The sequence below is a fragment of the Niallia tiangongensis genome (assembly GCF_044704065.1).
In the GTDB taxonomy this organism is placed as follows: domain Bacteria; phylum Bacillota; class Bacilli; order Bacillales; family Cytobacillaceae; genus Niallia; species Niallia tiangongensis.
The window spans coordinates 148,788-170,193 of record NZ_CP162613.1 but is presented as its reverse complement, the minus strand read 5'-3'; the positions used below and the strand labels follow the sequence as shown (position 1 = coordinate 170,193).

Annotated in this window: 36 protein-coding genes; all 36 read right to left on the bottom strand. The window is 37.7% G+C overall.

Features of this window, described 5'->3' with window-relative positions; all coding sequences use genetic code 11:
- Positions 1 to 10: 10 nt before the first annotated feature.
- Positions 11 to 790: an ABC transporter permease gene (locus AB3U99_RS00920; RefSeq protein ID WP_400244891.1), complete on the bottom strand. Its 780-nt coding sequence runs from the start codon at positions 788 to 790 to the stop codon at positions 11 to 13.
- Positions 783 to 1,700: an ATP-binding cassette domain-containing protein gene (locus AB3U99_RS00915; protein WP_400244889.1), complete on the bottom strand. Its 918-nt coding sequence runs from the start codon at positions 1,698 to 1,700 to the stop codon at positions 783 to 785. Before AB3U99_RS00915 ends, AB3U99_RS00920 begins: the two co-directional genes overlap by 8 nt.
- A gap of 374 nt (positions 1,701 to 2,074) precedes the next feature.
- On the bottom strand, positions 2,075 to 2,467 hold the full coding sequence (gene rpsI / locus AB3U99_RS00910; protein ID WP_016204588.1) for a 30S ribosomal protein S9: 393 nt from the start codon (positions 2,465 to 2,467) through the stop codon (positions 2,075 to 2,077).
- 22 nt (positions 2,468 to 2,489) lie between these two features.
- Complete coding sequence (gene rplM, locus AB3U99_RS00905; RefSeq protein ID WP_235251447.1) at positions 2,490 to 2,927, bottom strand: 50S ribosomal protein L13; 438 nt, start codon at positions 2,925 to 2,927, stop codon at positions 2,490 to 2,492.
- A gap of 310 nt (positions 2,928 to 3,237) precedes the next feature.
- Positions 3,238 to 3,975 (bottom strand): tRNA pseudouridine(38-40) synthase TruA, encoded by a 738-nt coding sequence (gene truA, locus AB3U99_RS00900; protein WP_400244885.1) that lies wholly within the window; start codon positions 3,973 to 3,975, stop codon positions 3,238 to 3,240.
- Positions 3,976 to 3,986: 11 nt separating this feature from the next.
- On the bottom strand, positions 3,987 to 4,781 hold the full coding sequence (locus AB3U99_RS00895) for an energy-coupling factor transporter transmembrane component T family protein (RefSeq protein ID WP_400244883.1): 795 nt from the start codon (positions 4,779 to 4,781) through the stop codon (positions 3,987 to 3,989).
- Positions 4,781 to 5,653 (bottom strand): energy-coupling factor ABC transporter ATP-binding protein, encoded by an 873-nt coding sequence (locus tag AB3U99_RS00890; protein WP_400244882.1) that lies wholly within the window; start codon positions 5,651 to 5,653, stop codon positions 4,781 to 4,783. Before AB3U99_RS00890 ends, AB3U99_RS00895 begins: the two co-directional genes overlap by 1 nt.
- Positions 5,629 to 6,468, bottom strand: coding sequence for an energy-coupling factor ABC transporter ATP-binding protein (locus AB3U99_RS00885; protein ID WP_400244880.1), 840 nt, complete (start codon positions 6,466 to 6,468; stop codon positions 5,629 to 5,631). The genes AB3U99_RS00890 and AB3U99_RS00885 overlap by 25 nt, the downstream gene beginning before the upstream one ends.
- A gap of 577 nt (positions 6,469 to 7,045) precedes the next feature.
- The gene (gene rplQ, locus AB3U99_RS00880; protein ID WP_016204582.1) at positions 7,046 to 7,408 is read right to left on the bottom strand and encodes a 50S ribosomal protein L17; all 363 of its coding nucleotides are present in this window, start codon (positions 7,406 to 7,408) and stop codon (positions 7,046 to 7,048) included.
- Between the two features lie 57 nt (positions 7,409 to 7,465).
- Positions 7,466 to 8,410 (bottom strand): DNA-directed RNA polymerase subunit alpha, encoded by a 945-nt coding sequence (locus AB3U99_RS00875; protein WP_109768975.1) that lies wholly within the window; start codon positions 8,408 to 8,410, stop codon positions 7,466 to 7,468.
- A 172-nt stretch (positions 8,411 to 8,582) separates the two neighbouring features.
- A complete protein-coding gene (gene rpsK, locus AB3U99_RS00870; RefSeq protein ID WP_312097526.1) occupies positions 8,583 to 8,972 on the bottom strand; it encodes a 30S ribosomal protein S11 in 390 nt (129 codons plus the stop codon).
- Positions 8,973 to 8,994: 22 nt separating this feature from the next.
- Positions 8,995 to 9,360 carry a 30S ribosomal protein S13 gene (gene rpsM / locus AB3U99_RS00865; protein WP_031537915.1) on the bottom strand — a complete coding sequence of 122 codons (366 nt, stop codon included), beginning with the start codon at positions 9,358 to 9,360 and terminating at the stop codon, positions 8,995 to 8,997.
- 22 nt (positions 9,361 to 9,382) lie between these two features.
- Positions 9,383 to 9,496 carry a 50S ribosomal protein L36 gene (gene rpmJ, locus AB3U99_RS00860; RefSeq protein WP_000868344.1) on the bottom strand — a complete coding sequence of 38 codons (114 nt, stop codon included), beginning with the start codon at positions 9,494 to 9,496 and terminating at the stop codon, positions 9,383 to 9,385.
- Positions 9,497 to 9,533: 37 nt separating this feature from the next.
- On the bottom strand, positions 9,534 to 9,752 hold the full coding sequence (infA, locus tag AB3U99_RS00855) for a translation initiation factor IF-1 (RefSeq protein ID WP_016204578.1): 219 nt from the start codon (positions 9,750 to 9,752) through the stop codon (positions 9,534 to 9,536).
- Between the two features lie 829 nt (positions 9,753 to 10,581).
- A complete protein-coding gene (locus AB3U99_RS00850; protein ID WP_400244875.1) occupies positions 10,582 to 11,232 on the bottom strand; it encodes an adenylate kinase in 651 nt (216 codons plus the stop codon).
- Between the two features lie 61 nt (positions 11,233 to 11,293).
- Positions 11,294 to 12,589 (bottom strand): preprotein translocase subunit SecY, encoded by a 1,296-nt coding sequence (secY, locus tag AB3U99_RS00845; protein WP_400244873.1) that lies wholly within the window; start codon positions 12,587 to 12,589, stop codon positions 11,294 to 11,296.
- Positions 12,589 to 13,029: a 50S ribosomal protein L15 gene (rplO, locus tag AB3U99_RS00840; protein ID WP_031537912.1), complete on the bottom strand. Its 441-nt coding sequence runs from the start codon at positions 13,027 to 13,029 to the stop codon at positions 12,589 to 12,591. The genes secY and rplO overlap by 1 nt, the downstream gene beginning before the upstream one ends.
- Before the next feature lie 33 nt (positions 13,030 to 13,062).
- Positions 13,063 to 13,245, bottom strand: a complete 183-nt coding sequence (rpmD, locus tag AB3U99_RS00835; protein WP_031537910.1) for a 50S ribosomal protein L30 — start codon at positions 13,243 to 13,245, stop codon at positions 13,063 to 13,065.
- Between the two features lie 13 nt (positions 13,246 to 13,258).
- On the bottom strand, positions 13,259 to 13,759 hold the full coding sequence (rpsE, locus tag AB3U99_RS00830) for a 30S ribosomal protein S5 (RefSeq protein ID WP_312097515.1): 501 nt from the start codon (positions 13,757 to 13,759) through the stop codon (positions 13,259 to 13,261).
- A 24-nt stretch (positions 13,760 to 13,783) separates the two neighbouring features.
- Positions 13,784 to 14,146, bottom strand: coding sequence for a 50S ribosomal protein L18 (gene rplR / locus AB3U99_RS00825; protein ID WP_312097513.1), 363 nt, complete (start codon positions 14,144 to 14,146; stop codon positions 13,784 to 13,786).
- Between the two features lie 32 nt (positions 14,147 to 14,178).
- The gene (rplF, locus tag AB3U99_RS00820) at positions 14,179 to 14,715 is read right to left on the bottom strand and encodes a 50S ribosomal protein L6 (RefSeq protein ID WP_400244870.1); all 537 of its coding nucleotides are present in this window, start codon (positions 14,713 to 14,715) and stop codon (positions 14,179 to 14,181) included.
- 31 nt (positions 14,716 to 14,746) lie between these two features.
- The gene (gene rpsH / locus AB3U99_RS00815; RefSeq protein WP_341191353.1) at positions 14,747 to 15,145 is read right to left on the bottom strand and encodes a 30S ribosomal protein S8; all 399 of its coding nucleotides are present in this window, start codon (positions 15,143 to 15,145) and stop codon (positions 14,747 to 14,749) included.
- A gap of 30 nt (positions 15,146 to 15,175) precedes the next feature.
- Positions 15,176 to 15,361, bottom strand: a complete 186-nt coding sequence (rpsN, locus tag AB3U99_RS00810; RefSeq protein ID WP_009499044.1) for a 30S ribosomal protein S14 — start codon at positions 15,359 to 15,361, stop codon at positions 15,176 to 15,178.
- A 25-nt stretch (positions 15,362 to 15,386) separates the two neighbouring features.
- The gene (gene rplE / locus AB3U99_RS00805) at positions 15,387 to 15,926 is read right to left on the bottom strand and encodes a 50S ribosomal protein L5 (RefSeq protein WP_400244867.1); all 540 of its coding nucleotides are present in this window, start codon (positions 15,924 to 15,926) and stop codon (positions 15,387 to 15,389) included.
- A gap of 25 nt (positions 15,927 to 15,951) precedes the next feature.
- Positions 15,952 to 16,263: a 50S ribosomal protein L24 gene (gene rplX / locus AB3U99_RS00800; protein WP_400244865.1), complete on the bottom strand. Its 312-nt coding sequence runs from the start codon at positions 16,261 to 16,263 to the stop codon at positions 15,952 to 15,954.
- A gap of 36 nt (positions 16,264 to 16,299) precedes the next feature.
- On the bottom strand, positions 16,300 to 16,668 hold the full coding sequence (rplN, locus tag AB3U99_RS00795; protein WP_016204567.1) for a 50S ribosomal protein L14: 369 nt from the start codon (positions 16,666 to 16,668) through the stop codon (positions 16,300 to 16,302).
- A 38-nt stretch (positions 16,669 to 16,706) separates the two neighbouring features.
- Positions 16,707 to 16,970 (bottom strand): 30S ribosomal protein S17, encoded by a 264-nt coding sequence (gene rpsQ, locus AB3U99_RS00790; RefSeq protein WP_341191350.1) that lies wholly within the window; start codon positions 16,968 to 16,970, stop codon positions 16,707 to 16,709.
- Positions 16,971 to 16,990: 20 nt separating this feature from the next.
- The gene (rpmC, locus tag AB3U99_RS00785; protein ID WP_003351417.1) at positions 16,991 to 17,194 is read right to left on the bottom strand and encodes a 50S ribosomal protein L29; all 204 of its coding nucleotides are present in this window, start codon (positions 17,192 to 17,194) and stop codon (positions 16,991 to 16,993) included.
- Positions 17,184 to 17,618 carry a 50S ribosomal protein L16 gene (gene rplP, locus AB3U99_RS00780; RefSeq protein ID WP_400244860.1) on the bottom strand — a complete coding sequence of 145 codons (435 nt, stop codon included), beginning with the start codon at positions 17,616 to 17,618 and terminating at the stop codon, positions 17,184 to 17,186. Before rplP ends, rpmC begins: the two co-directional genes overlap by 11 nt.
- A 1-nt stretch (position 17,619) precedes the next feature.
- Positions 17,620 to 18,276: a 30S ribosomal protein S3 gene (gene rpsC, locus AB3U99_RS00775; protein WP_400244858.1), complete on the bottom strand. Its 657-nt coding sequence runs from the start codon at positions 18,274 to 18,276 to the stop codon at positions 17,620 to 17,622.
- 3 nt (positions 18,277 to 18,279) lie between these two features.
- A complete protein-coding gene (gene rplV, locus AB3U99_RS00770) occupies positions 18,280 to 18,621 on the bottom strand; it encodes a 50S ribosomal protein L22 (protein WP_400244856.1) in 342 nt (113 codons plus the stop codon).
- Positions 18,622 to 18,639: 18 nt separating this feature from the next.
- Positions 18,640 to 18,918: a 30S ribosomal protein S19 gene (gene rpsS / locus AB3U99_RS00765; RefSeq protein ID WP_016204562.1), complete on the bottom strand. Its 279-nt coding sequence runs from the start codon at positions 18,916 to 18,918 to the stop codon at positions 18,640 to 18,642.
- Between the two features lie 60 nt (positions 18,919 to 18,978).
- Positions 18,979 to 19,809, bottom strand: coding sequence for a 50S ribosomal protein L2 (rplB, locus tag AB3U99_RS00760; RefSeq protein ID WP_400244854.1), 831 nt, complete (start codon positions 19,807 to 19,809; stop codon positions 18,979 to 18,981).
- A 30-nt stretch (positions 19,810 to 19,839) separates the two neighbouring features.
- Complete coding sequence (rplW, locus tag AB3U99_RS00755; protein WP_341191345.1) at positions 19,840 to 20,124, bottom strand: 50S ribosomal protein L23; 285 nt, start codon at positions 20,122 to 20,124, stop codon at positions 19,840 to 19,842.
- Positions 20,124 to 20,747 (bottom strand): 50S ribosomal protein L4, encoded by a 624-nt coding sequence (rplD, locus tag AB3U99_RS00750; RefSeq protein ID WP_400244853.1) that lies wholly within the window; start codon positions 20,745 to 20,747, stop codon positions 20,124 to 20,126. The genes rplW and rplD overlap by 1 nt, the downstream gene beginning before the upstream one ends.
- A 28-nt stretch (positions 20,748 to 20,775) precedes the next feature.
- Positions 20,776 to 21,402 carry a 50S ribosomal protein L3 gene (rplC, locus tag AB3U99_RS00745; protein WP_400244851.1) on the bottom strand — a complete coding sequence of 209 codons (627 nt, stop codon included), beginning with the start codon at positions 21,400 to 21,402 and terminating at the stop codon, positions 20,776 to 20,778.
- Positions 21,403 to 21,406 lie beyond the last annotated feature (4 nt).

Genomic DNA, 21,406 nt, shown 5'->3' with positions numbered 1-21,406 from the left:
CTCTACCTACCTACTTTATGTCTGTTCGTTTAAACAGAAGGATGCCTATAATGGAGGTTAAAACGATTGTGATGATACTAACTACTATCATCTCAGGGTATTTTGCAATATCTACTGGTTTTGCGAAATCAGAGTAAAACAAGAAAGATTCTGTAAACCAGAATGTCAATTGCTTAAAATGCTCCGTTTGCTGAAAAATCCCAGCCCCAAAACCTGTTGCAATCGTATAAAGGAAACTCCATATTAGGGAAACTGCGCTGTTTTTTGTTAAAAAACTAATCATGACATAGATAGATACGTTTGCCAAAATTAGAAAATAAAGTGTTATGAAAGCTTTTATAGCAAACCAAAGGTAATTGCTAATTTCTGCTACCTCCCCAAAGCCAAACACAACGGAAAAGCCTATTATACCAAATACAGTCATTAAGATGACACCAACGAGGGTAAGCAGTGCAGCAACCCCCAATTTTGTCATATAATAATAGGTCCGGCTTCGTCCTAAAGACAATGCATTTCGAATGGTCCCTTTTTGAAATTCTTCCCCAATAATAAAACTAATAAAAGCACTCATAACGAGTAAAACGGTTAATCCGTTTTTCTCCATCATTAAAATTCCTGTCGCTCCATTGATCACTGTATCAATGGTTTGATTGAGCTGCGCTCCATTATTCACAGAAATTTTACTATTCATTACTTGCAAAATAGGAAATATCGATAAAATCCCTAGGACAATCCATAATTTTTTACTTCGAACTAACTTAATTTTTTCAGCTGTTAAGAGATTAAGCATGGGTGGTTCCTCCTGTTAATTGTAAAAAATAATCTTCGAGCTTTTGTCTTGTTGTCCCTATTCTCGAAACATTCACATTAGCTAATACTAGCGAACGGTTAATAGAAGCCACTTCCTCTAAACGTTCATAAATATTAATCTCCGTTCCATTTACAACCTCGTATTCCTTTATCCCCATTTCATCTAGTACAACTACTGCTTTATGAACCTCGGTTGTTTCTAATTCAATATATTGACGAGTTTCAGATTCTAATTGCTCTCTTGAAAGCTCACTAATGAGTTTCCCCTTATGCAAAATCCCATAATGTGTAGCAATCTGTGATAGTTCGTCAAGCAAATGCGAAGAGAGTAAGACAGTAATCCCTCGATCCTTCACCAATCGTTGAATGATTTCGCGCATCTCCACAATCCCTGATGGATCAAGACCGTTTGTCGGCTCGTCTAAAATTAAGAATTCTGGATTTGTAATCAGAGTCGATGCAATAGCTAAACGTTGGCGCATCCCTAATGAGAAATCCTTAACCTTCTTCTTTCCTGTATCTTCAAGGCTCATCAAGCGAAGTAAATCATCAATTTCTCGTTCACTTACACCACCGTTTGCTGCTTGTACTTTAAGATTCTCTCGAGCCGTTAAGTCCGGATAAAGTGCTGGTGTTTCAATCGATTGTCCCATTTTTCTTCTTGCCTGTTGCAATCCCTTCGTACTACTTTCGCCAAAAAGCTCTATGTCACCCTCAGCGATTGAGATTAAGCCCATAACAGTACGCATAAACGTCGATTTTCCTGCACCATTTTCCCCGATTAAACCATATATCATTCCTCGCTTAATTTCGATTGATACTTTATCAAGTGCTTTGTGTTTTCCATATATTTTTGAAACATTCGTTGCTTTAAGAATTGTTTCTGACATAACCATTCTTCCTTTCGATGTTGATTTATTTAGAATAAGGGACAAGTATAAATAATTTGACTAGAAAAGTATAAAGAAAGTATAAAGAATGAGAACTAGCTCTACTCCCAATGATTTTAATTTGTTTTTCCAACCGGCTTCTTCTAGTTTTCCCAGCTAGCATTGTATGAAAAGCAGACCAATAATTAATTCATGCCCACTTCTCTTATGTATAGAGTATTATATGGTAATCACTGTTTACACACTACTCATAGCTGTTATTCGAACAAAAGGCAGCAAAAAGGTTTCTGAGTAAACATATTTAAGAACTTGTTTCTTAATATAAAAAAAAGACCCTCTCCACAAATGTGGAAAGAGCCTTTGAAACACCAAAATTAACGTTTTGAGAACTGAGGTGCACGACGAGCGCCTTTAAGACCGTATTTTTTACGTTCTTTCATACGAGCGTCACGAGTTAATAATCCTGCACGTTTTAATGTTGGACGGTATTCAGGATCTACTTGAAGTAAAGCACGAGCGATACCATGACGGATAGCGCCAGCTTGACCAGTATAACCTCCACCGTTAACATTTACTAAAATATTGTAGCTTCCAGTAGTTTCAGTAGCTACTAATGGTTGTTTAACAACTTCACGTAAAGCTGCAAACGGGATATAACTTTCGATTTCACGACCATTGATGATGATTTGTCCGTCACCTGGAACTAAACGTACACGAGCAACAGAGCTTTTACGACGACCAGTACCGATATATTGAACCTGTGCCATTTGTTTTACCTCCCTTTATTAATTATCCACGAAGTTCGTAAACTTCTGGTTGTTGAGCTTGGTGCGGATGTTCGCTACCAGCATATACGTGTAATTTTCTAAACATTTGACGACCAAGAGAATTCTTTGGAAGCATACCTTTGATTGCAAGTTCTAACATTTGCTCTGGATAGTTAGTACGCATTTCTAAAGCAGTTCTTTGCTTTAATCCACCTGGGTGCATGGAGTGACGGTAGTAAATTTTGTCAGTTAATTTTTTACCAGTCAATTCAATTTTTGAAGCATTTAAAATAATTACATGATCACCAGTATCCACATGAGGTGTGAAAGTTGGTTTATGTTTACCACGTAGAATTGATGCTATTTCACTAGCAAGACGACCTAAAGTTTGGCCTTCAGCATCAATCACGTACCATTTACGATCAATAGTGTTTGAATTAGCCATAAACGTTGTACGCATGAGTTTCCCTCCTGAAATGTTAAATTATAATTTGTTTTAAATTACGAATGTTCTGTTCTTACGTCTATATGTTCACACAATTAAGTTCCGGGGCTTAATGTGGGATTAAAATACATACCATATTATGATATATCCTAGACTAGTATATGTCAAGGGAATGTTACACCAGGTTTAGTTGTTATGAGAAAAAAATTAGTTTTCTTATAGTTTTTACTCAAAAAATACTGATCTCCGCTTATAAAATATAAGCTATTTCACTCATTTCACCATCAGAGAAAGTCTATTTTGCGCGGAAATCTACGATATTCATTTAATACAATACTTTCCAAAGATACAATCCATGTGCAGAAGCTGTTTTTCCAGCTGCTTTTCTATCTTTTTTCTCGATAATCATAGGGATATCCTCTGGGGATTTCTTTCCTCTTCCAACATCTAGTAATGTTCCAACCATAATGCGCACCATATTATAAAGGAATCCATTCCCTTGGAAAGAAAATATTAGCATATTTTCTTTCTCTATTAACTTTACCCCAGTTACCGTTCTTACTTTTCTTTCTTTGTCTGTTTTAGCAGAGCAAAAACTAGTAAAATCATATTCACCAATAAAATAGGTCAACGCTTCTCTCATTGCCTTCACATTTAGGGTATATGGATAGTAATAAGCATAATGGCGTTTAAATGGATCTCTCCGCTCTCCTAATTGGATAAAGTAGCGATATTCCTTTGCTGTTACATTATATCTTGCATGAAAGGATTCAGGCACTATCACAGCATCTGCAACCACTATATCATGGGGCAATAAAGTATTTAGTGCAATCGGCCATTTTTCTGCCGGAATATCAAGAGTGCTATCAAAATGAATAACTTGTCCCTTCGCATGAACACCTGCATCGGTTCTGCCTGATGCCTGAATCTTTACCTCTATCCCTTTATGAAGCTTTCTTAAAGCCTTTTCGATTTCACCTTGCACCGTTAGATCCTTTGGTTGAATCTGAAAACCACTATAATTTGAACCGTCATAGCTAATTGTACATTTATATCTTTGCATCTTATTCTCCACTATGTTCTTAATACAAACAGCAGGGCTGTTACTAGTATCAAAATAATAATCATAATTGTGTCGATTGGACTCCATACTAATTGGCGATATTTCGTTCTTCCTTCTCCACCTTGGTAACCACGTGCTTCCATCGCAATAGCAAGCTCCTCCGCTCGTTTAAAGGAGTTAACAAATAAAGGAATCAATAAAGGAATAATTGCTTGGACACGGCTTTTAATCGAACCACTGGAAAATTCTACTCCTCTTGCCATCTGAGCCTTCATAATCTTCTCTGTTTCATCCATTAAAGTTGGAATGAAACGCAATGAAATAGACATCATAAGCGCCAACTCGTGGACAGGAAATTTCACTTTCTTTAACGGCCCTAACAGTGTTTCAATTGCATCTGTTAATTCAATTGGTGTAGTTGTTAACGTAAGCAAGGATGTCATGATAATAAGCAGGAAGAACCGAATCGAAATAAGAATCCCCATTCTGACGCCTTCTTCATAGATAGTAATCCATCCCCATTCAAACAATAGATCTCCATTCTTCGTAAAAAATAAATGCAACATAAACGTAAAGATAATTAGCCAAAAAATGGGCCTTAATCCTAAATAAATATATTTTATCGGTACATTGGAAAAGGCTACTAACGTACCTACATATACAATTAGTAAAGAATAACTCCAAATATTGTTAGCCAAAAATACAACACAGATAAATAGAAAAACAAGCAGTAATTTTGAACGGGGATCCATTCTGTGCAAAATCGAATCAACGGGAATAAAACGCCCAATAATCATTTTTCCCATTAACTACTCCCTACTTTCTTTTTTAAATACACTGCCAATTCTTCGGTAAAGTCTTCCATATTTAAATGCACTTGCTCCATCTTCATCCCAAATTTTGCTTCTACTTTTATTTGAAATCGCACTACCTCAGGTACATTCAACCCAATAGATGCCAAATCTTCTGCATTCTTAAATATCTCTATCGGTGTTCCCTGACGATGTACTTTCCCTTTATTCATAATGACTATTTGATCAGCATAATGAGCTGCGTCTTCCATACTATGCGTAACTAAAATAGTAGTTAAATTCCGCTCTTTATGAAGCTTATAAAACATATCCATTATTTCTCGTCTGCCTCTTGGATCTAAGCCAGCTGTCGGCTCATCCAAAACAAGCACATCCGGTTCCATTGCTAATACACCCGCAATGGCGACTCTTCTCATCTGGCCACCAGATAAATCAAAAGGAGATTTTAAAAGAAACTCTTCCGATAAACCTACTTCACGCAATGCCTTTTCCGCTCTAATCTTTGCCTCCGACTCGGAGATCCCAAAATTCAGAGGACCAAAGCAAATATCTTTTTCTACTGTTTCCTCAAACAGCTGCTGTTCTGGAAACTGAAAAACAATACCTACTCTTTGTCGAATACTCCGCAAATTTTTATGCTTTTGTCCACCTTCAATAGTGCGGTCACCTATTATAACTTTCCCCTTTGATGGAGTTAAAAGCGCATTAAGATGCTGTAAAATAGTCGATTTCCCAGAGCCAGTATGCCCTATCACGGCAACATAGCTTCCTGAGGGAATATCAAAACTTACGTCCTCTATCGCTAACCGTTCAAATGGCGAATTCTCCTGGTAACGATACTCTACTTTTTGAAGTGAGATGTCCATATGCCTGTCACCAACTCTTCTTCTGTTAAATATACTTCTTCTAATGGAATACCTTTATTCAATAGACTTTCTCTTAGTTTAATGGTAAAAGGGATATCTAAACCAATTTCTACAAGTTCCTTCTGAAGCTTAAAAATTTCTTTAGGGCTTCCCTCTTTATACACTTTTCCCTTATTCATCACGATGATTCGGTCAGCCTTAGCAGCCTCATCTAAATCATGGGTGATCGAGATAATTGTCATATTCTCTTTTTGCAAATCTCTCATGATTTCAAATACTTCTTCTCTTCCTTGAGGATCAAGCATAGAGGTAGCCTCATCTAATATGATAATTTCAGGCTTTAAGGCAATAATTCCTGCAATAGCGACTCTCTGTTTTTGTCCTCCAGATAGATGGTGCGGCTCTTGATCAAGAAAAGCTAACATCTTTACTTTTTCTAAAGAACTCTCTACTCTTGTTACCATCTCACTCCTTGGAACGGCGTTATTTTCTAAACCAAAAGCCACATCATCCTTAACCGTTGTACCAACAAACTGGTTATCAGGATTCTGGAATACCATTCCAACCTTTTTTCTAATATCCCACACAGAATCCTCTGTAATCGGAATACCATCTATTATAATTGAACCTTCATTAGAAAATTGTAATCCATTTAATAACTTAGCTAGCGTAGATTTACCTGAACCATTGTGTCCAACTACAGCAACCCATTCCCCTCTATTAACATGTAAAGAAACGTGATCTAGGGCGTTTTCTAATTGCTCCTCATATTTAAAGGATACATCTTCTACCTTTACTAAAATCGTTTGGTCCATTACACTCCCACCATTTACTTACTAGATATTGTCGATTTTATATTACATAGGACTATTTATAAACAAAGTATTAATAATTAGATAAAGTGAAACTTTCATCAGTAAGGGTTTTCCTCCATCCCCACTGATGGTTAATTGAACCATTCGGACCTATACAGACAGTCATTCACCACCCATTTTCCTCAAAAATCATAAGCTTACGGTTGGATCTTATTGAAGTTTAAGAGGTGGATAAAAAAATAAACTCGCCAATTGGGCGAGCTTTGAATTGGTTTAACATAAGATTATTTGAATAATCTTTGATATCCTATTTCTATGCTTGTTAAAATATATCTTATGGTATTCCACTTCTTAGCACCCAGCAGTCCTAATTAAAAATGAAAAAAGCCCGCACCTCATTCAAACGATATATCGAAAGAAGAGGCGCACGAGCTAGACGAGTCATTAAAGAAACCAATGCTCATCGTAACACTCTAAATTGGCTTGATCATAAAGCGAGAATTAAAGAAAAAGGGCACTTGAACAAGTTTCATAACAATATAAACTGTCCCGCACCCTAAGTTTCTTTGAAATCCTATTACACTAACTCGATAATTACCATTGGTGCTCCGTCTCCACGACGAGGTCCCATTTTCATGATACGAGTGTAACCACCTTGACGATCAGTATAACGAGCAGCAACATCACTGAACAATTTTTGTACAGCATCTTGGTTTGTTTCAGCGTTAGCAACCTCGTGACGTACATAAGCAGCTGCTTGACGACGTGCATGTAGATCTCCACGTTTACCAAGTGTAATCATTTTTTCTACAACAGAACGAAGTTCTTTTGCACGAGCTTCAGTTGTTTCAATGCGCTCATTGATGATTAAGTCTGTAGTTAAGTCACGTAACATAGCTTTACGTTGTGCGCTTGTGCGTCCTAACTTTCTGTAACCCATGTGAGATTCCCTCCTTTTGTTAAAGTACAAGCTTTATAGACATAATCAAGAGACTAATCAGTCATCTTTTCTTAAGCCTAATCCAAGCTCTTCTAATTTATGTTTTACTTCTTCTAGAGATTTTCTACCTAAGTTTCGAACTTTCATCATATCTTCTTCCGTCTTATTAGCTAATTCCTGTACGGTATTAATACCCGCACGTTTTAAGCAGTTATAAGAACGAACAGAAAGATCTAATTCTTCGATTGTCATCTCAAGAACTTTTTCTTTTTGATCTTCTTCTTTTTCTACCATAATCTCAGCATTTTGTGCTTCATCAGTTAAACCAACAAAGATATTTAAATGCTCAGTTAAAATCTTTGCACCAAGTGCAACAGCATCTTGAGGACCTGTACTACCGTCAGTCCACACGTCAAAAGTTAACTTATCATAATTAGTCAATTGACCAACACGAGTATTCTCTACTTGATAAGAAACACGAGATACTGGTGTAAAGATAGAGTCAATAGGAATTACACCAATAGGCTGATCTTCACGTTTGTTTTGCTCAGCTGGTGTGTAACCACGACCACGCTTTGCAGTTAAACGCATACGGAAGTTCCCGTTGCTGCCTAAAGTTGCGATATGAAGATCTGGATTTAAGATCTCTACATCACTATCATGTGTAATATCAGCTGCTGTAACTACCCCTGCACCTTGCATATCAATCTCTAAAGTTTTTTCATCATCAGAGTATATCTTCAATGCTAGTTTTTTGATATTTAATATGATAGCTGTAACATCTTCTACGACACCTTCAATTGTTGAGAACTCATGAAGTACCCCATCAATTTGAATGGATGTGACAGCGGCACCTGGCAGTGAGGATAGTAGAATACGACGTAAGGAGTTACCCAAAGTAGTACCATATCCACGCTCAAGTGGCTCGACGACGAATTTACCATATTTGGCATCATCGTTGATCTCAACCGTTTCGATTTTTGGTTTTTCTATTTCGATCATCAAGATATACCCTCCTTCAAAACGTCGAAACCTCGGTAAGCATTACCGAAATTCCCCATGTTTACGTTCCCGCTTGTGCACAACAACTGGGTTAGTTAATAAATCTGTACGGGTTCTAAAAGTTTTATTCATATCCCATTATAGACAAGGATACAAAATTTATACAGAAAAATTAAACTCGGCGACGTTTAGGTGGTCGACAACCGTTATGAGGAACTGGAGTTACATCTCTAATTGCTGTAACTTCAAGACCTGCAGCTTGAAGAGAACGAATTGCTGCTTCACGACCTGCACCTGGTCCTTTAACTGTTACTTCTAAAGTTTTCATACCATGTTCCATAGATGCTTTCGCAGCTGTTTCTGCAGCCATTTGAGCAGCAAATGGAGTAGATTTACGAGAACCTCTGAATCCAAGTGCGCCTGCGCTTGACCAAGCAAGAGCATTTCCATGAACGTCTGTAATAGTTACGATAGTATTGTTGAAAGTAGAACGAATATGAGCTACACCAGCCTCAATATTCTTTTTAACACGACGTTTACGTGTATTAGTTTTACGTGCCATTATATTGTACCTCCTTTACCGATTATTTTTTCTTATTAGCTACAGTCTTACGAGGACCTTTGCGTGTACGAGCGTTGTTTTTCGTGTTTTGTCCGCGAACTGGTAAGCCACGACGGTGACGAAGACCACGGTAACAACCAATTTCCATTAGACGCTTAATGTTTAGAGAAATCTCACGACGAAGATCTCCTTCTACTTTTAAACGGTCGATAATATCACGAATTTTATTTAATTCATCTTCTGTTAAATCACGAACGCGTGTATCTTCAGAAACACCAGCTTCTGCTAATACTTGTTGTGCAGTATTTTTTCCAATACCGTAAATGTATGTTAAAGATATTACTACACGTTTTTCACGTGGAATATCCACACCAGCAATACGTGCCATCTATATGCGCACCTCCTTGTTATTAACCTTGTTTTTGTTTGTGTTTAGGGTTTTCACAGATAACCATAACTTTACCACGTCTGCGGATAACTTTACATTTTTCGCAGATTGGTTTAACAGATGGTCTAACTTTCATTATCCTAACCTCCTTGATAGTACGGAGTGCAATCAGATTATTTAAAGCGGTAAGTAATTCTTCCGCGAGTTAAGTCATATGGAGATAACTCAACCGTTACTTTATCACCAGGTAAAATACGGATGAAATGCATGCGAATTTTACCAGAAACGTGAGCCAATACAGTATGACCATTTTCTAATTCTACCTTAAACATGGCGTTCGGCAAAGTTTCGGTGATTGTGCCTTCAATTTCGATTACATCGTCTTTAGCCATCGAATATCTCTCCTTTCCATAAAAAAATACGAGATCCATCTTAACTAATATAGCAAAGTGTAGCTCTTCTTGTCACACGATTGGTGTACATTAAACTACTCTGAACTGCTCCTATAATAAAATAAAACTGCATGAGACTGCAACTAATTGATTATACCATAAGAGTAGGCACTTCGTCCGCTATTAATTATAAAAAATATAATTATAGGGAAGAAAGAAATAAAAAGTTTAATGTTACCAACTAAACTTAGCATTGCTAGATCATTCATTATTGGAAAAGAAATGATCTTTCCTCTGATTACGAACATTCTATCAACAGCGTGTGTCTTATCGAATAGAAGTAAGCATGTAACGTAAAGACCATTTCAAGAAAAAAATCATCCTTCAAGAGTCTAGCCTTAAATCATTCCCTACATACTCTTTTCACTTGAAAAGCCACATAGATTTCGTATTACAGGATTTCGTAGAGTGTTCGACAACTGCACACCTGGTCTAATACCAATCGTCATAATAGAAAGAATAATAGTTACATTACCTTCTTCACTACTAGATAAAAAAGCAATTTAAGCGGAGTTACCATGAAATCCAAAATACTCTGCACCAATTATCTAAATTGATTAATCTTTTAACGAAGATAAACATGTCAAAATAACACGGTTATGCTTTTTTTGTTACAGATATAACCATGAAAATTATTATACCTTTTGAAAAAAGGAAATGCATCATGTTTAGGAATAAACTCCTCAGCCATTTCATCCCAATTCTTCTATTTATTATCTCTGATTTATGTCCATGCTAGATAACAGATTAGTCCAAGCAAAAGTCACTCTTATTTTAAAGTACTTAGTAACTCATCAAGATCTACGAATACTTTATTAATATCTTGTTGACCATTTATGTTACGAAGATAACCTTTTGACTCATAGAAATCAAGTAATGGTTGGGATTGTTTAATATTAACTTCTAAGCGATTTTTTACAGTAGCTTCATTATCATCAGCACGTTGGTATAATTCGCCGCCACAACGATCACAAGTATCTGGCTTTGATGGCGGATTAAATACTAAATGATAGGTTGCACCACAACTTTTACAAATGCGGCGTCCTGTTAAACGCTCCATTAATATCTCTTGATCCACTTGAACATTGATACAAAAGTCTAACTTCTTATTTAAATCAGACAAAATATTTTCTAAAGCTGATGCTTGAGGAACTGTACGAGGAAAACCATCTAAAAGAAAGCCTTTTTCACAGTCATCCTTGCTAAGTCTTTCGCGAACAATACCAATTGTAACTTCATCCGGTACAAGTTCACCTTTATCCATAAAAGATTTTGCCTTAAGTCCAAGTTCTGTTTCATCTTTCATAGCCGCACGGAACATGTCGCCAGTTGAGATATGAGGGATGTCATATTTCTCGACAATCTTCTCAGCTTGAGTACCTTTACCTGCGCCAGGGAGCCCCATTAAGACTAAATTCATGCGTATTCCCCCTCAAGTTCTCTTACATAAAATTCAAGGGACTAATGTCCCCTAAATTATACTATTTAATAAAACCTTTATAGTGTCGTTTAACTAATTGAGACTCTAATTGTTTCATCGTTTCCAATGCAACCCCAACCACGATTATAATACTTGTTCCACCAATCTGTGCAGATTGTGGAAGACCTGCAATATTAATAAAAAATACAGGTAGTATTGCAATAACAGCTAAGAATAGAGCTCCGACTAGTGTTAAACGAGATAGAACACGTGACAAATAATCTTGCGTACTTTTACCAGGACGAATACCTGGGATGTATCCACCTTGTTTCTTCAGGTTTTCAGAAACCTGTTCTGGATTTACCTGAATGAAAGCATAGAAATAAGTAAACGCAATAATTAACACAGTATATATAAGCATTCCTATTGGATGAGTATAATCAAATACTCTTTGTATCCAGGAAGTAACGTCATTTTGCGGTAAGAACGATGCAATTGTTCTTGGAGTTACCAAGAAGGAAACTGCAAAGATAACTGGAATAACACCAGCAGAGTTTACTTTCAACGGTAAATGTGTTGATTGACCACCTGTGCTGCTATTACCATTTACCATTCTTTTTGCATATTGAATAGGTATCTTTCTAAGAGCTTGCTGGATAAAAATTACTCCAACTACTATTGCAACAACAGCTATAATAATTAAAGCTAACTTTACAATATTAAGGAATAATTGATCTCCTGGGTTATCAAACTGCTGTGCATAGATTTGATTAGCCATTGAAGGAATTCCTGCAGCAATACCAGCAAAAATGATAATAGAAATACCATTTCCAACACCTTTAGAAGTAATTAGTTCACCTAACCACATTAAAAAGGCAGTTCCTGCTGTTAATACAATAGAAATAACTAAATATGACGTAAATCCAGGTTTTGTAATCAGTGCACCACCTGCAAGATTATTAAAACCGTATGACATACCAAAACCTTGGATAAGAGCTAGAACAATTGTAAAGTAACGCGTAAATTGTGTTAACTTTCTACGTCCAGCCTCACCCTGCTTTGACCATTCCGTAAACTTTGGAACAACATCCATTTGTAATAAGCTAACAATAATGGATGCTGTAATATAAGGCATGATCCCCATTGCAAGAATAGAAAAGTTTTTTAATGCCCCACCACCGAAAGTATTTAAAATTCCGAAGGCACTGAAAGCATCTTGTGCTTTTAAGAAGTCTGCATTTACATAAGGTACAGGAATAAAAGTACCTAAACGAAATATAATCAACATTAATAGGGTGAATATGATTTTTCGTCTTATTTCACCCACGCGCATAAAATTGGAGATTGTCTGAAACATCAGATCACCTCTGTTTGACCGCCGGCAGCTTCAATAGCTTCCTTAGCAGCAGAGGAGAATTTATGAGCTTTAACAGTAAGCTTTTTCTCTACGTTGCCTTTTGCAAGAATCTTAATTCCTGCTCTCTCGTTACTAACAACTCCTGTTTCGATAAGAAGTTCTGGAGTTACTTCAGTTCCATCTTCAAAACGATTTAGAGTATCTAAATTCACAATAGCGTATTCTTTACGGTTGATATTAGTAAAACCACGTTTTGGTAAACGACGGAATAAAGGAGTTTGACCACCTTCAAATCCTGGTCTTACACCCCCACCTGAACGTGCATTTTGACCTTTATGACCTTTACCAGCAGTTTTACCATTACCTGAACCGATACCGCGCCCTTTGCGTTTGCGTTCTTGACGAGAACCTTCTGCAGGTTTTAATTCATGAAGTTTCATTTTGGCACCTCCTTATTTGAAGAAGAATGATTTTTAGTTTTCTGATACAGTTACAAGATGTGATACTTTATTGATCATACCACGAATAGCAGCATTATCTTGTTGAACAACTGTTTGATTTACTTTACGTAATCCTAAAGCTTTAACTGTTTCGCGTTGGTCTTGCGGACGACCAATTACGCTTTTAGTGAGGGTAATTTCCAGTTTGTTTGCCATCTAATTTCCCTCCTTATCCTAACAGTTCTTCTACTGATTTTCCACGTAACTTCGCTACGTCTTCAGCACGTTTTAATTGTTTTAAACCGTCTAAAGTTGCACGAACCATGTTAATTGGTGTATTTGTACCTAATGACTTAGATAAAATATCTGCTACACCAGCTAATTCAAGTACAGCACGAACTGGACCACCAGCGATAACCCCAGTACCTTCTGAAGCAGGTTTCAATAGAATTTCACCAGCTCCAAAATGTCCGATAATTTGGTGTGGAATTGTTGTACCAACCATTGGTACTTCAATAAGATTTTTCTTCGCATCTTCAACCGCTTTGCGAATTGCATCTGGTACTTCTTGAGCTTTACCAGTACCAAAACCAACGTTACCATTTTTGTCCCCAACTACTACTAGAGCAGAGAAACGAAAACGACGTCCACCTTTAACAACTTTCGCTACACGGTTAACTGTAACTACGCGTTCTTCAAGTTCAAGTTTGTTTGGATCAATACGACGCATCTTTTTATGTCCCTCCTTTGTCTATTAAAATTCTAGGCCGTTCTCACGAGCAGCATCAGCTAAAGCTTTAACGCGACCATGATATAAATATCCTCCGCGGTCAAATACTACTGATTTAATTCCTTTTTCTACAGCACGTTTAGCTACTAATTCACCGATCTTAACAGCAGCTTCTAAATTACCAGTAGATTCAAGATTAAGCTCTTTATCTAAAGAAGATGCACTTGCGATTGTTACACCGTTAACATCATCAATTAATTGAGCGTAAATGTGTTTGTTTGAACGGAACACATTTAAACGAGGACGAGCTTCAGTTCCGCTAAGTTTAGAACGCACACGTGCGTGTCTTTTTCTACGGACTTGATTTTTATCAGCCTTCGTAATCATTTAGGTCACTCCTTTCGTTTACCTATGCGGCATTACTTACCAGTTTTACCTTCTTTTCTACGTACATATTCGCCTTCATAACGGATACCTTTACCTTTATAAGGTTCTGGTGGGCGAACGTCACGAATGTTAGCAGCAAGTGCTCCAACACGTTCTTTACTAGTTCCTTTAACAACTACTTTCGTAGCAGATGGTACTTCGATTTCGATACCAGCTTCTGGTTCGATTTCTACTGGATGAGAGTAACCTACGTTCAAAACAAGCTTGCTTCCTTGTTTTTGAGCACGGTAACCGACACCGATTAATTCAAGACCTCTCTCAAAGCCTTTTGAAACACCCTCAACCATGTTTGATAACAATGCACGAGTTGTTCCATGTAATGCACGATGTTCCTTCGCATCAGAAGGACGAGTTACATTAATCACGTTTTCTTCCAAGCTGATTGCAATATCAGAATTAAAAGTACGAGTTAATTCACCTTTAGGACCTTTCACCGTTACAGTACTGTTATCCATAGAAACTGTAACGCCTGCTGGTACTTCGATTGGTTTTTTACCTACACGAGACATTTAGTTGCACCTCCATTCATTAAACCTATTATTACCAAACGTATGCTAATACTTCTCCGCCAACTTGTTTCGCACGAGCTTCTTTATCAGTAAGTACTCCTTGAGAAGTAGAAACTAATGCAACTCCAAGACCGTTTAATACACGAGGTACTTCTGTTGCTTTCGCATATACACGAAGACCTGGTTTACTAATTCTTTTAAGTCCAGTAATTACACGCTCGTTGCTTGAACCGTATTTTAAGAAAATGCGGATAATACCTTGTTTGTTGTCTTCGATATATTCTACATCACGTACAAAACCTTCACGCTTTAAGATTTCAGCGATCTCTTTTTTGATGTTAGAAGCAGGAACTTCTAATTTTTCGTGACGAACCATATTCGCATTACGGATTCTTGTAAGCAAATCTGCAATTGGATCTGTCATAACCATTTGTATTTACCTCCTTCCCAATATCGGGTTTTACCAGCTTGCTTTTTTCACACCAGGAATTTGTCCCTTATACGCTAATTCGCGGAAACAAATACGGCAAAGCTTAAATTTACGGTACACAGAATGTGGACGACCACAACGTTCGCAACGTGTGTATTCTTGTACTTTATATTTAGGCGTGCGTTTTTGCTTCGCAATCATTGACTTTTTAGCCACATCTTCGCCTCCCTCTAATTAGAGATTACTTTTGGAACGGCATTCCAAATTGAGTTAACAGTTCACGAGCTTCTTCATCTGTTTTTGCAGTTGTAACGATAACAATGTCCATTCCTCTTACTTTGTTTACTTTATCGTAATCAATTTCAGGGAAAATTAATTGTTCTTTTACACCTAAAGTGTAGTTACCGCGACCGTCAAATGACTTTTTAGATATACCACGGAAGTCACGTACACGTGGAAGAGAAACAGATACAAGTTTATCAATGAATTGATACATGCGTTCTCCACGAAGAGTAACTTTTGCTCCGATTGGCATTCCTTCACGTAGACGGAAACCTGCAATTGATTTTTTTGCACGAGTGATTAATGGTTTTTGACCAGTAATTTGTGCTAATTCTTCAACAGCAACATCTAATGCTTTTGCGTTTGCTACAGCATCACCAACACCCATGTTAACAACGATTTTTTCCAGTCTTGGAACTTCCATTACTGATTTATAATTGAACTTGCTCATAAGAGCAGGAGTAGTTTCTTTAACAAATTTTTCTTTTAGGCGGTTCATTCATTGTACCTCCCTTCTTCTTGTACTATTTATCTAGAATTTCACCGGATTTTTTCGCTACGCGTACTTTTTTTCCTTCAACAGTTTTTGTTCCTACACGAGTAGGTTCACCAGTTTTAGGGTCGATAGGCATAACGTTGGATACATGAATAGCAGCTTCCTGGTCGTTGATTCCACCTTGTGGATTCAATTGGGATGGCTTAGAGTGCTTCTTAACAATATTAATCCCTTCGACGATCACGCGATCTTTCTTAGGGAATGCAGCAAGAACAACACCTGTTTTGCCTTTATCCTTACCAGAGATGACCATTACTTTGTCACCTTTTTTAACATGCATCTGTTCGCACCTCCTTAAAGGCAATTAAAATTTATATTATAGTACTTCTGGAGCTAATGATACAATCTTCATAAAGTTATTGTCGCGAAGTTCGCGTGCAACTGGTCCAAAGATACGTGTTCCACGTGGACTCTTATCATCACGGATAATTACACATGCGTTTTCATCGAAACGAATGTAAGTACCGTCTGCACGACGAACACCACTTTTAGTTCTAACGACTACTGCTTTAACTACGTCACCTTTTTTAACAACGCCACCTGGTGTTGCTTGTTTTACAGTAACTACGATGATATCACCGATGTTTGCAGTTTTACGTCCTGAACCACCAAGAACTTTAATAGTAAGTACTTCACGAGCACCAGAGTTGTCAGCAACTTTCAAACGTGATTCTTGTTGAATCATGTGTGTAACCTCCCTTCGGGATGCTTAATTCCGAACAATTATATAATAACTGCTTTTTCTACTACTTCTACAAGACGGAAACGTTTTGTAGCTGATAATGGACGTGTTTCCATGATGCGGACTACATCGCCAATTTTTGCTGTGTTTTGCTCATCATGAGCTTTATACTTCTTAGAGTATTTCACGCGTTTGCCATATAAAGAGTGTTTTTTGTATGTTTCAACAACAACTGAAATGGTTTTATCCATTTTATCAGATACAACACGACCAGTATAGACTTTGCGTTGATTGCGTTCGCTCATTTTACGAACCTCCTCTCAACTTATCGATTGTTAACGCCGATTTCTCTCTCACGAATGACAGTTTTCATTCGAGCGATCGCTTTGCGTACTTCACGAATGCGAGCTGTATTTTCAAGTTGTCCAGTCGCTAATTGAAAGCGAAGGTTGAAAAGCTCTTCTTTTAAGGATTTAACTTTTTGTTCAATTTCAGCAGTGGTAAGGTCACGAATTTCATTAGCTTTCATTAGTTTCACCACCAATTTCTTCACGTTTTACAAACTTACATTTAATAGGAAGTTTGTGCGCTGCAAGACGAAGTGCTTCACGAGCAATCTCTTCAGATACACCTGCTACTTCGAACAATATTTTTCCAGGCTTAACAACTGCAACCCAACCTTCAGGAGCACCCTTACCGGAACCCATTCGGACTTCAAGAGGCTTAGCAGTGTAAGGCTTATGTGGGAAAATTTTAATCCAAACTTTACCGCCACGTTTCATGTAACGTGTCATTGCAATACGAGCAGCTTCGATTTGGCGGTTTGTAATCCAAGAAGCTTCTAAAGCTTGTAAACCAAATTCACCAAATGCTACTTCTGTACCACCTTTTGCTTGACCACGCATTTTGCCACGGTGTACACGACGATATTTTACACGTTTAGGTAGTAACATATTATTTGCCTCCTTCCACAGTTTTCTTCTTAGTTGGAAGGATTTCTCCACGGTAGATCCAAACTTTTACACCTAATTTACCATAAGTTGTATCAGCTTCTACAGCAGCATAATCAATATCTGCGCGTAGAGTGTGCAACGGAACAGTTCCTTCGCTATAAGATTCAGAACGTGCGATATCTGCGCCGCCTAAACGACCTGATACCATTGTTTTAATACCTTTAGCACCAGCGCGCATTGAACGTTGGATTGCTTGTTTTTGAGCACGACGGAAAGATACACGATTTTCTAATTGACGAGCAATGTTCTCAGCAACTAGTTTTGCATCCATGTCTGCTCTTTTAATTTCTAAGATATTGATGTGTACACGTTTGTTAGTAAGTGAGTTAAGAGCTTTACGTAAAGCTTCAACTTCTGTACCACCTTTACCAATAACCATACCTGGTTTAGCAGTGTGGATAGTAACATTTAAGCGGTTAGCTGCACGCTCGATTTCTACTTTAGAAACAGAAGCATCGCTTAGGCGTTTTGTAATATACTCACGTACCTTTAGGTCTTCGTGTAAAAGATCAGCATAGTCTTTACCTGCGAACCATTTAGATTCCCAGTCACGAATGATCCCAACACGTAAACCGACTGGATTTACTTTTTGACCCACTAATTACCCCTCCTTCTTTTCTGATAAAACGATAGTGATATGGCTAGTACGTTTGTTGATTTGACTTGCACGACCTTGTGCACGTGGACGGAATCTCTTTAGAGTTGGTCCCTCATTAACGTATGCTTGTTCAACCACTAGGTTGTTAATATCCATTTCGTAGTTATGCTCTGCGTTAGCAACAGCAGATTTTAAAACTTTCTCTATGATTGGAGAAACTGCTTTTGGAGTTAACTTCAAAATAGCTACCGCTTCACCAACTTGCTTTCCTCGAATTAAATCTACGACTAAACGAGCTTTACGAGGAGCAATACGAACTGTATTTGCAACAGCTTTTGCTTGCATAGGAATGCCCTCCTCTCATTAACGTCTTGTTTTCTTATCGTCACTTGCATGACCTTTGTAAGTACGAGTTGGAGCAAATTCTCCAAGTTTGTGACCTACCATGTCTTCAGTAACATAAACTGGAACATGTTTACGACCATCATAAACAGCGATTGTTTGACCGATGAATTGTGGGAAGATCGTAGAACGACGAGACCAAGTTTTAACAACTTGTTTCTTATCACTATCACTTAATTTTTCGATCTTTGTTAGTAAATGATCATCAACAAAAGGCCCTTTTTTTAAGCTGCGACCCATAATGGAACCTCCCTTCGTGATTGTTCTACGGTTCTATCATTGAACCGTAGTTCAACCCCGTTATTTTTTACGGCTACGTACAATAAATTTATCAGATTTATTTTTCTTGCTACGTGTTTTGAAACCAAGTGTTGGTTTACCCCAAGGAGACATTGGTGATTTACGTCCGATTGGTGCACGTCCTTCACCACCACCGTGTGGATGGTCATTAGGGTTCATTACAGATCCACGTACAGTTGGGCGTTTACCTAACCAACGATTACGACCTGCTTTACCGATGTTGATTAATTCGTGTTGTTCATTACCAACTTGACCGATAGAAGCACGGCAAGTAGCAAGAATTAAACGAACTTCACCAGAATTTAAACGTACTAGTACGTATTTACCTTCTTTACCAAGCACTTGAGCGCTTGTTCCAGCAGAGCGAACTAATTGTCCACCTTTGCCTGGTTTTAATTCGATGTTGTGGATAACTGTACCCACTGGGATATTAACAAGAGGTAATGCATTACCTGGTTTGATATCAGCCTCAGGTCCTGACATAACTTCTAATCCAACTTCTAAATTTTTCGGTGCAAGAATGTAGCGTTTTTCACCATCTACATAATTAATTAACGCGATGTTAGCAGATCTGTTTGGATCATACTCAATTGTAGCAACGCGTCCTGGAATGCCATCTTTGTCACGTTTAAAATCGATAACACGATATTGACGCTTATGACCTCCACCTTGATGACGAACAGTTAACTTACCTTGGTTATTACGGCCGCCTTTTCTGTGTAAAGGAGCAAGCAATGACTTCTCTGGAGTACTTGTAGTGATTTCACTAAAGTCAGATGACGTCATGTTACGTCGACCATTGGAGGTAGGTTTGTATTTTTTAATCGCCATTTGTGTTCCCTCCTCTTCTAAATATTATTATTAAGCTTCAAAGAATTCGATTTCTTTGCTGTCAGCTGTTAATTTAACAATTGCCTTACGACGTTTATTTGTGTATCCTACGAAACGTCCCATACGCTTGAACTTACCTTTGTAGTTCATGATGTTAACTTTTTCAACTTTTACGCCAAAGATTTCTTCAACAGCATCTTTAACTTGAGTTTTATTAGCTCTTACATCAACTTCAAACGTGTATTTTTTATCAACCATTAAATCAGTAGAACGTTCAGTGATAACGGGGCGCTTAATCGTATCGCGTGCATCCATTATGCAAGCACCTCCTCTACTTTTTCAACCGCTGCTTTTGTCATGATTAATTTATCATGGTTTAAAACATCTAAAACAGTAATTCCAGTAGCAGTAACAACTGTTACCCCTGGGATGTTACGAGCAGATAATGCTACGTTTTCATCAAGGTCAGCTGTAACGATTAATGCTTTCTTTTCAACAGAAAGATTACCTAGTACCGCTTTAAAATCTTTTGTTTTAGGTGCATCAAAAGCAAGGTTTTGTAATACTAAAACATTTTCTTCTAATACTTTAGCAGATAATGCAGATTTAATTGCTAATCTACGAACTTTTTTAGGTAATTTGTAGCTATAGCTACGTGGAACCGGTCCAAACACTGTTCCACCACCACGCCATTGTGGAGATCTGATAGATCCTTGACGTGCACGTCCTGTACCTTTTTGGCGCCATGGCTTACGTCCACCACCAGCAACCTCAGAACGAATTTTAGTTTTATGAGTTCCTTGACGTAAAGAAGCTCTTTGCATAACAACTGCTTCAAATAAAACATGGTTGTTAGGCTCGATACCAAATACTGATTCGTTTAATTCGATATCTCCAGCTTGCGTACCGTCTTGGTTGAATAATGCAACTTTAGGCATTCTTATTTCCTCCTTTCCAGATTAATAATTATGCTTTAACAGCAGTTTTGATTTTTAATAAAGCTTTTCTAGCTCCAGGTACGTTACCTTTAATTAATAGCAGATTGCGTTCTGCATCTACTTTAACGATCTCTAAGTTTTGAACAGTAATTTGTTCTCCGCCCATACGACCAGGTAATGCTTTCCCTTTAAATACACGGTTTGGTGCTACAGGTCCCATTGAACCCGGACGACGATGATAACGAGATCCATGGGCCATTGGTCCACGAGATTGTCCATGGCGCTTAATTGAACCTTGGAAACCTTTCCCTTTAGAGATACCTGTTACATCTACTACATCGCCTTCAGCGAAAATACTTACATTGACTTCTTGACCAACCTCATACTCTTCCACACTAACATCTCTGAATTCACGAACGAAGCGCTTAGGAGCAGTACTTGCTTTAGCAACGTGCCCTTGTTCAGGTTTGTTAGCTAACTTTTCGCGTTTGTTTTCAAAACCGATTTGAACTGCTGTGTAGCCATCAGCTTCAACAGTTTTCGTTTGAAGAACAACGTTCTCAGCAGCTTCAACTACTGTTACAGGGATAAGGTTGCCGTTTTCAGCGAATACTTGAGTCATACCTATTTTTCTTCCTAAGATTCCTTTGGTCATTTAA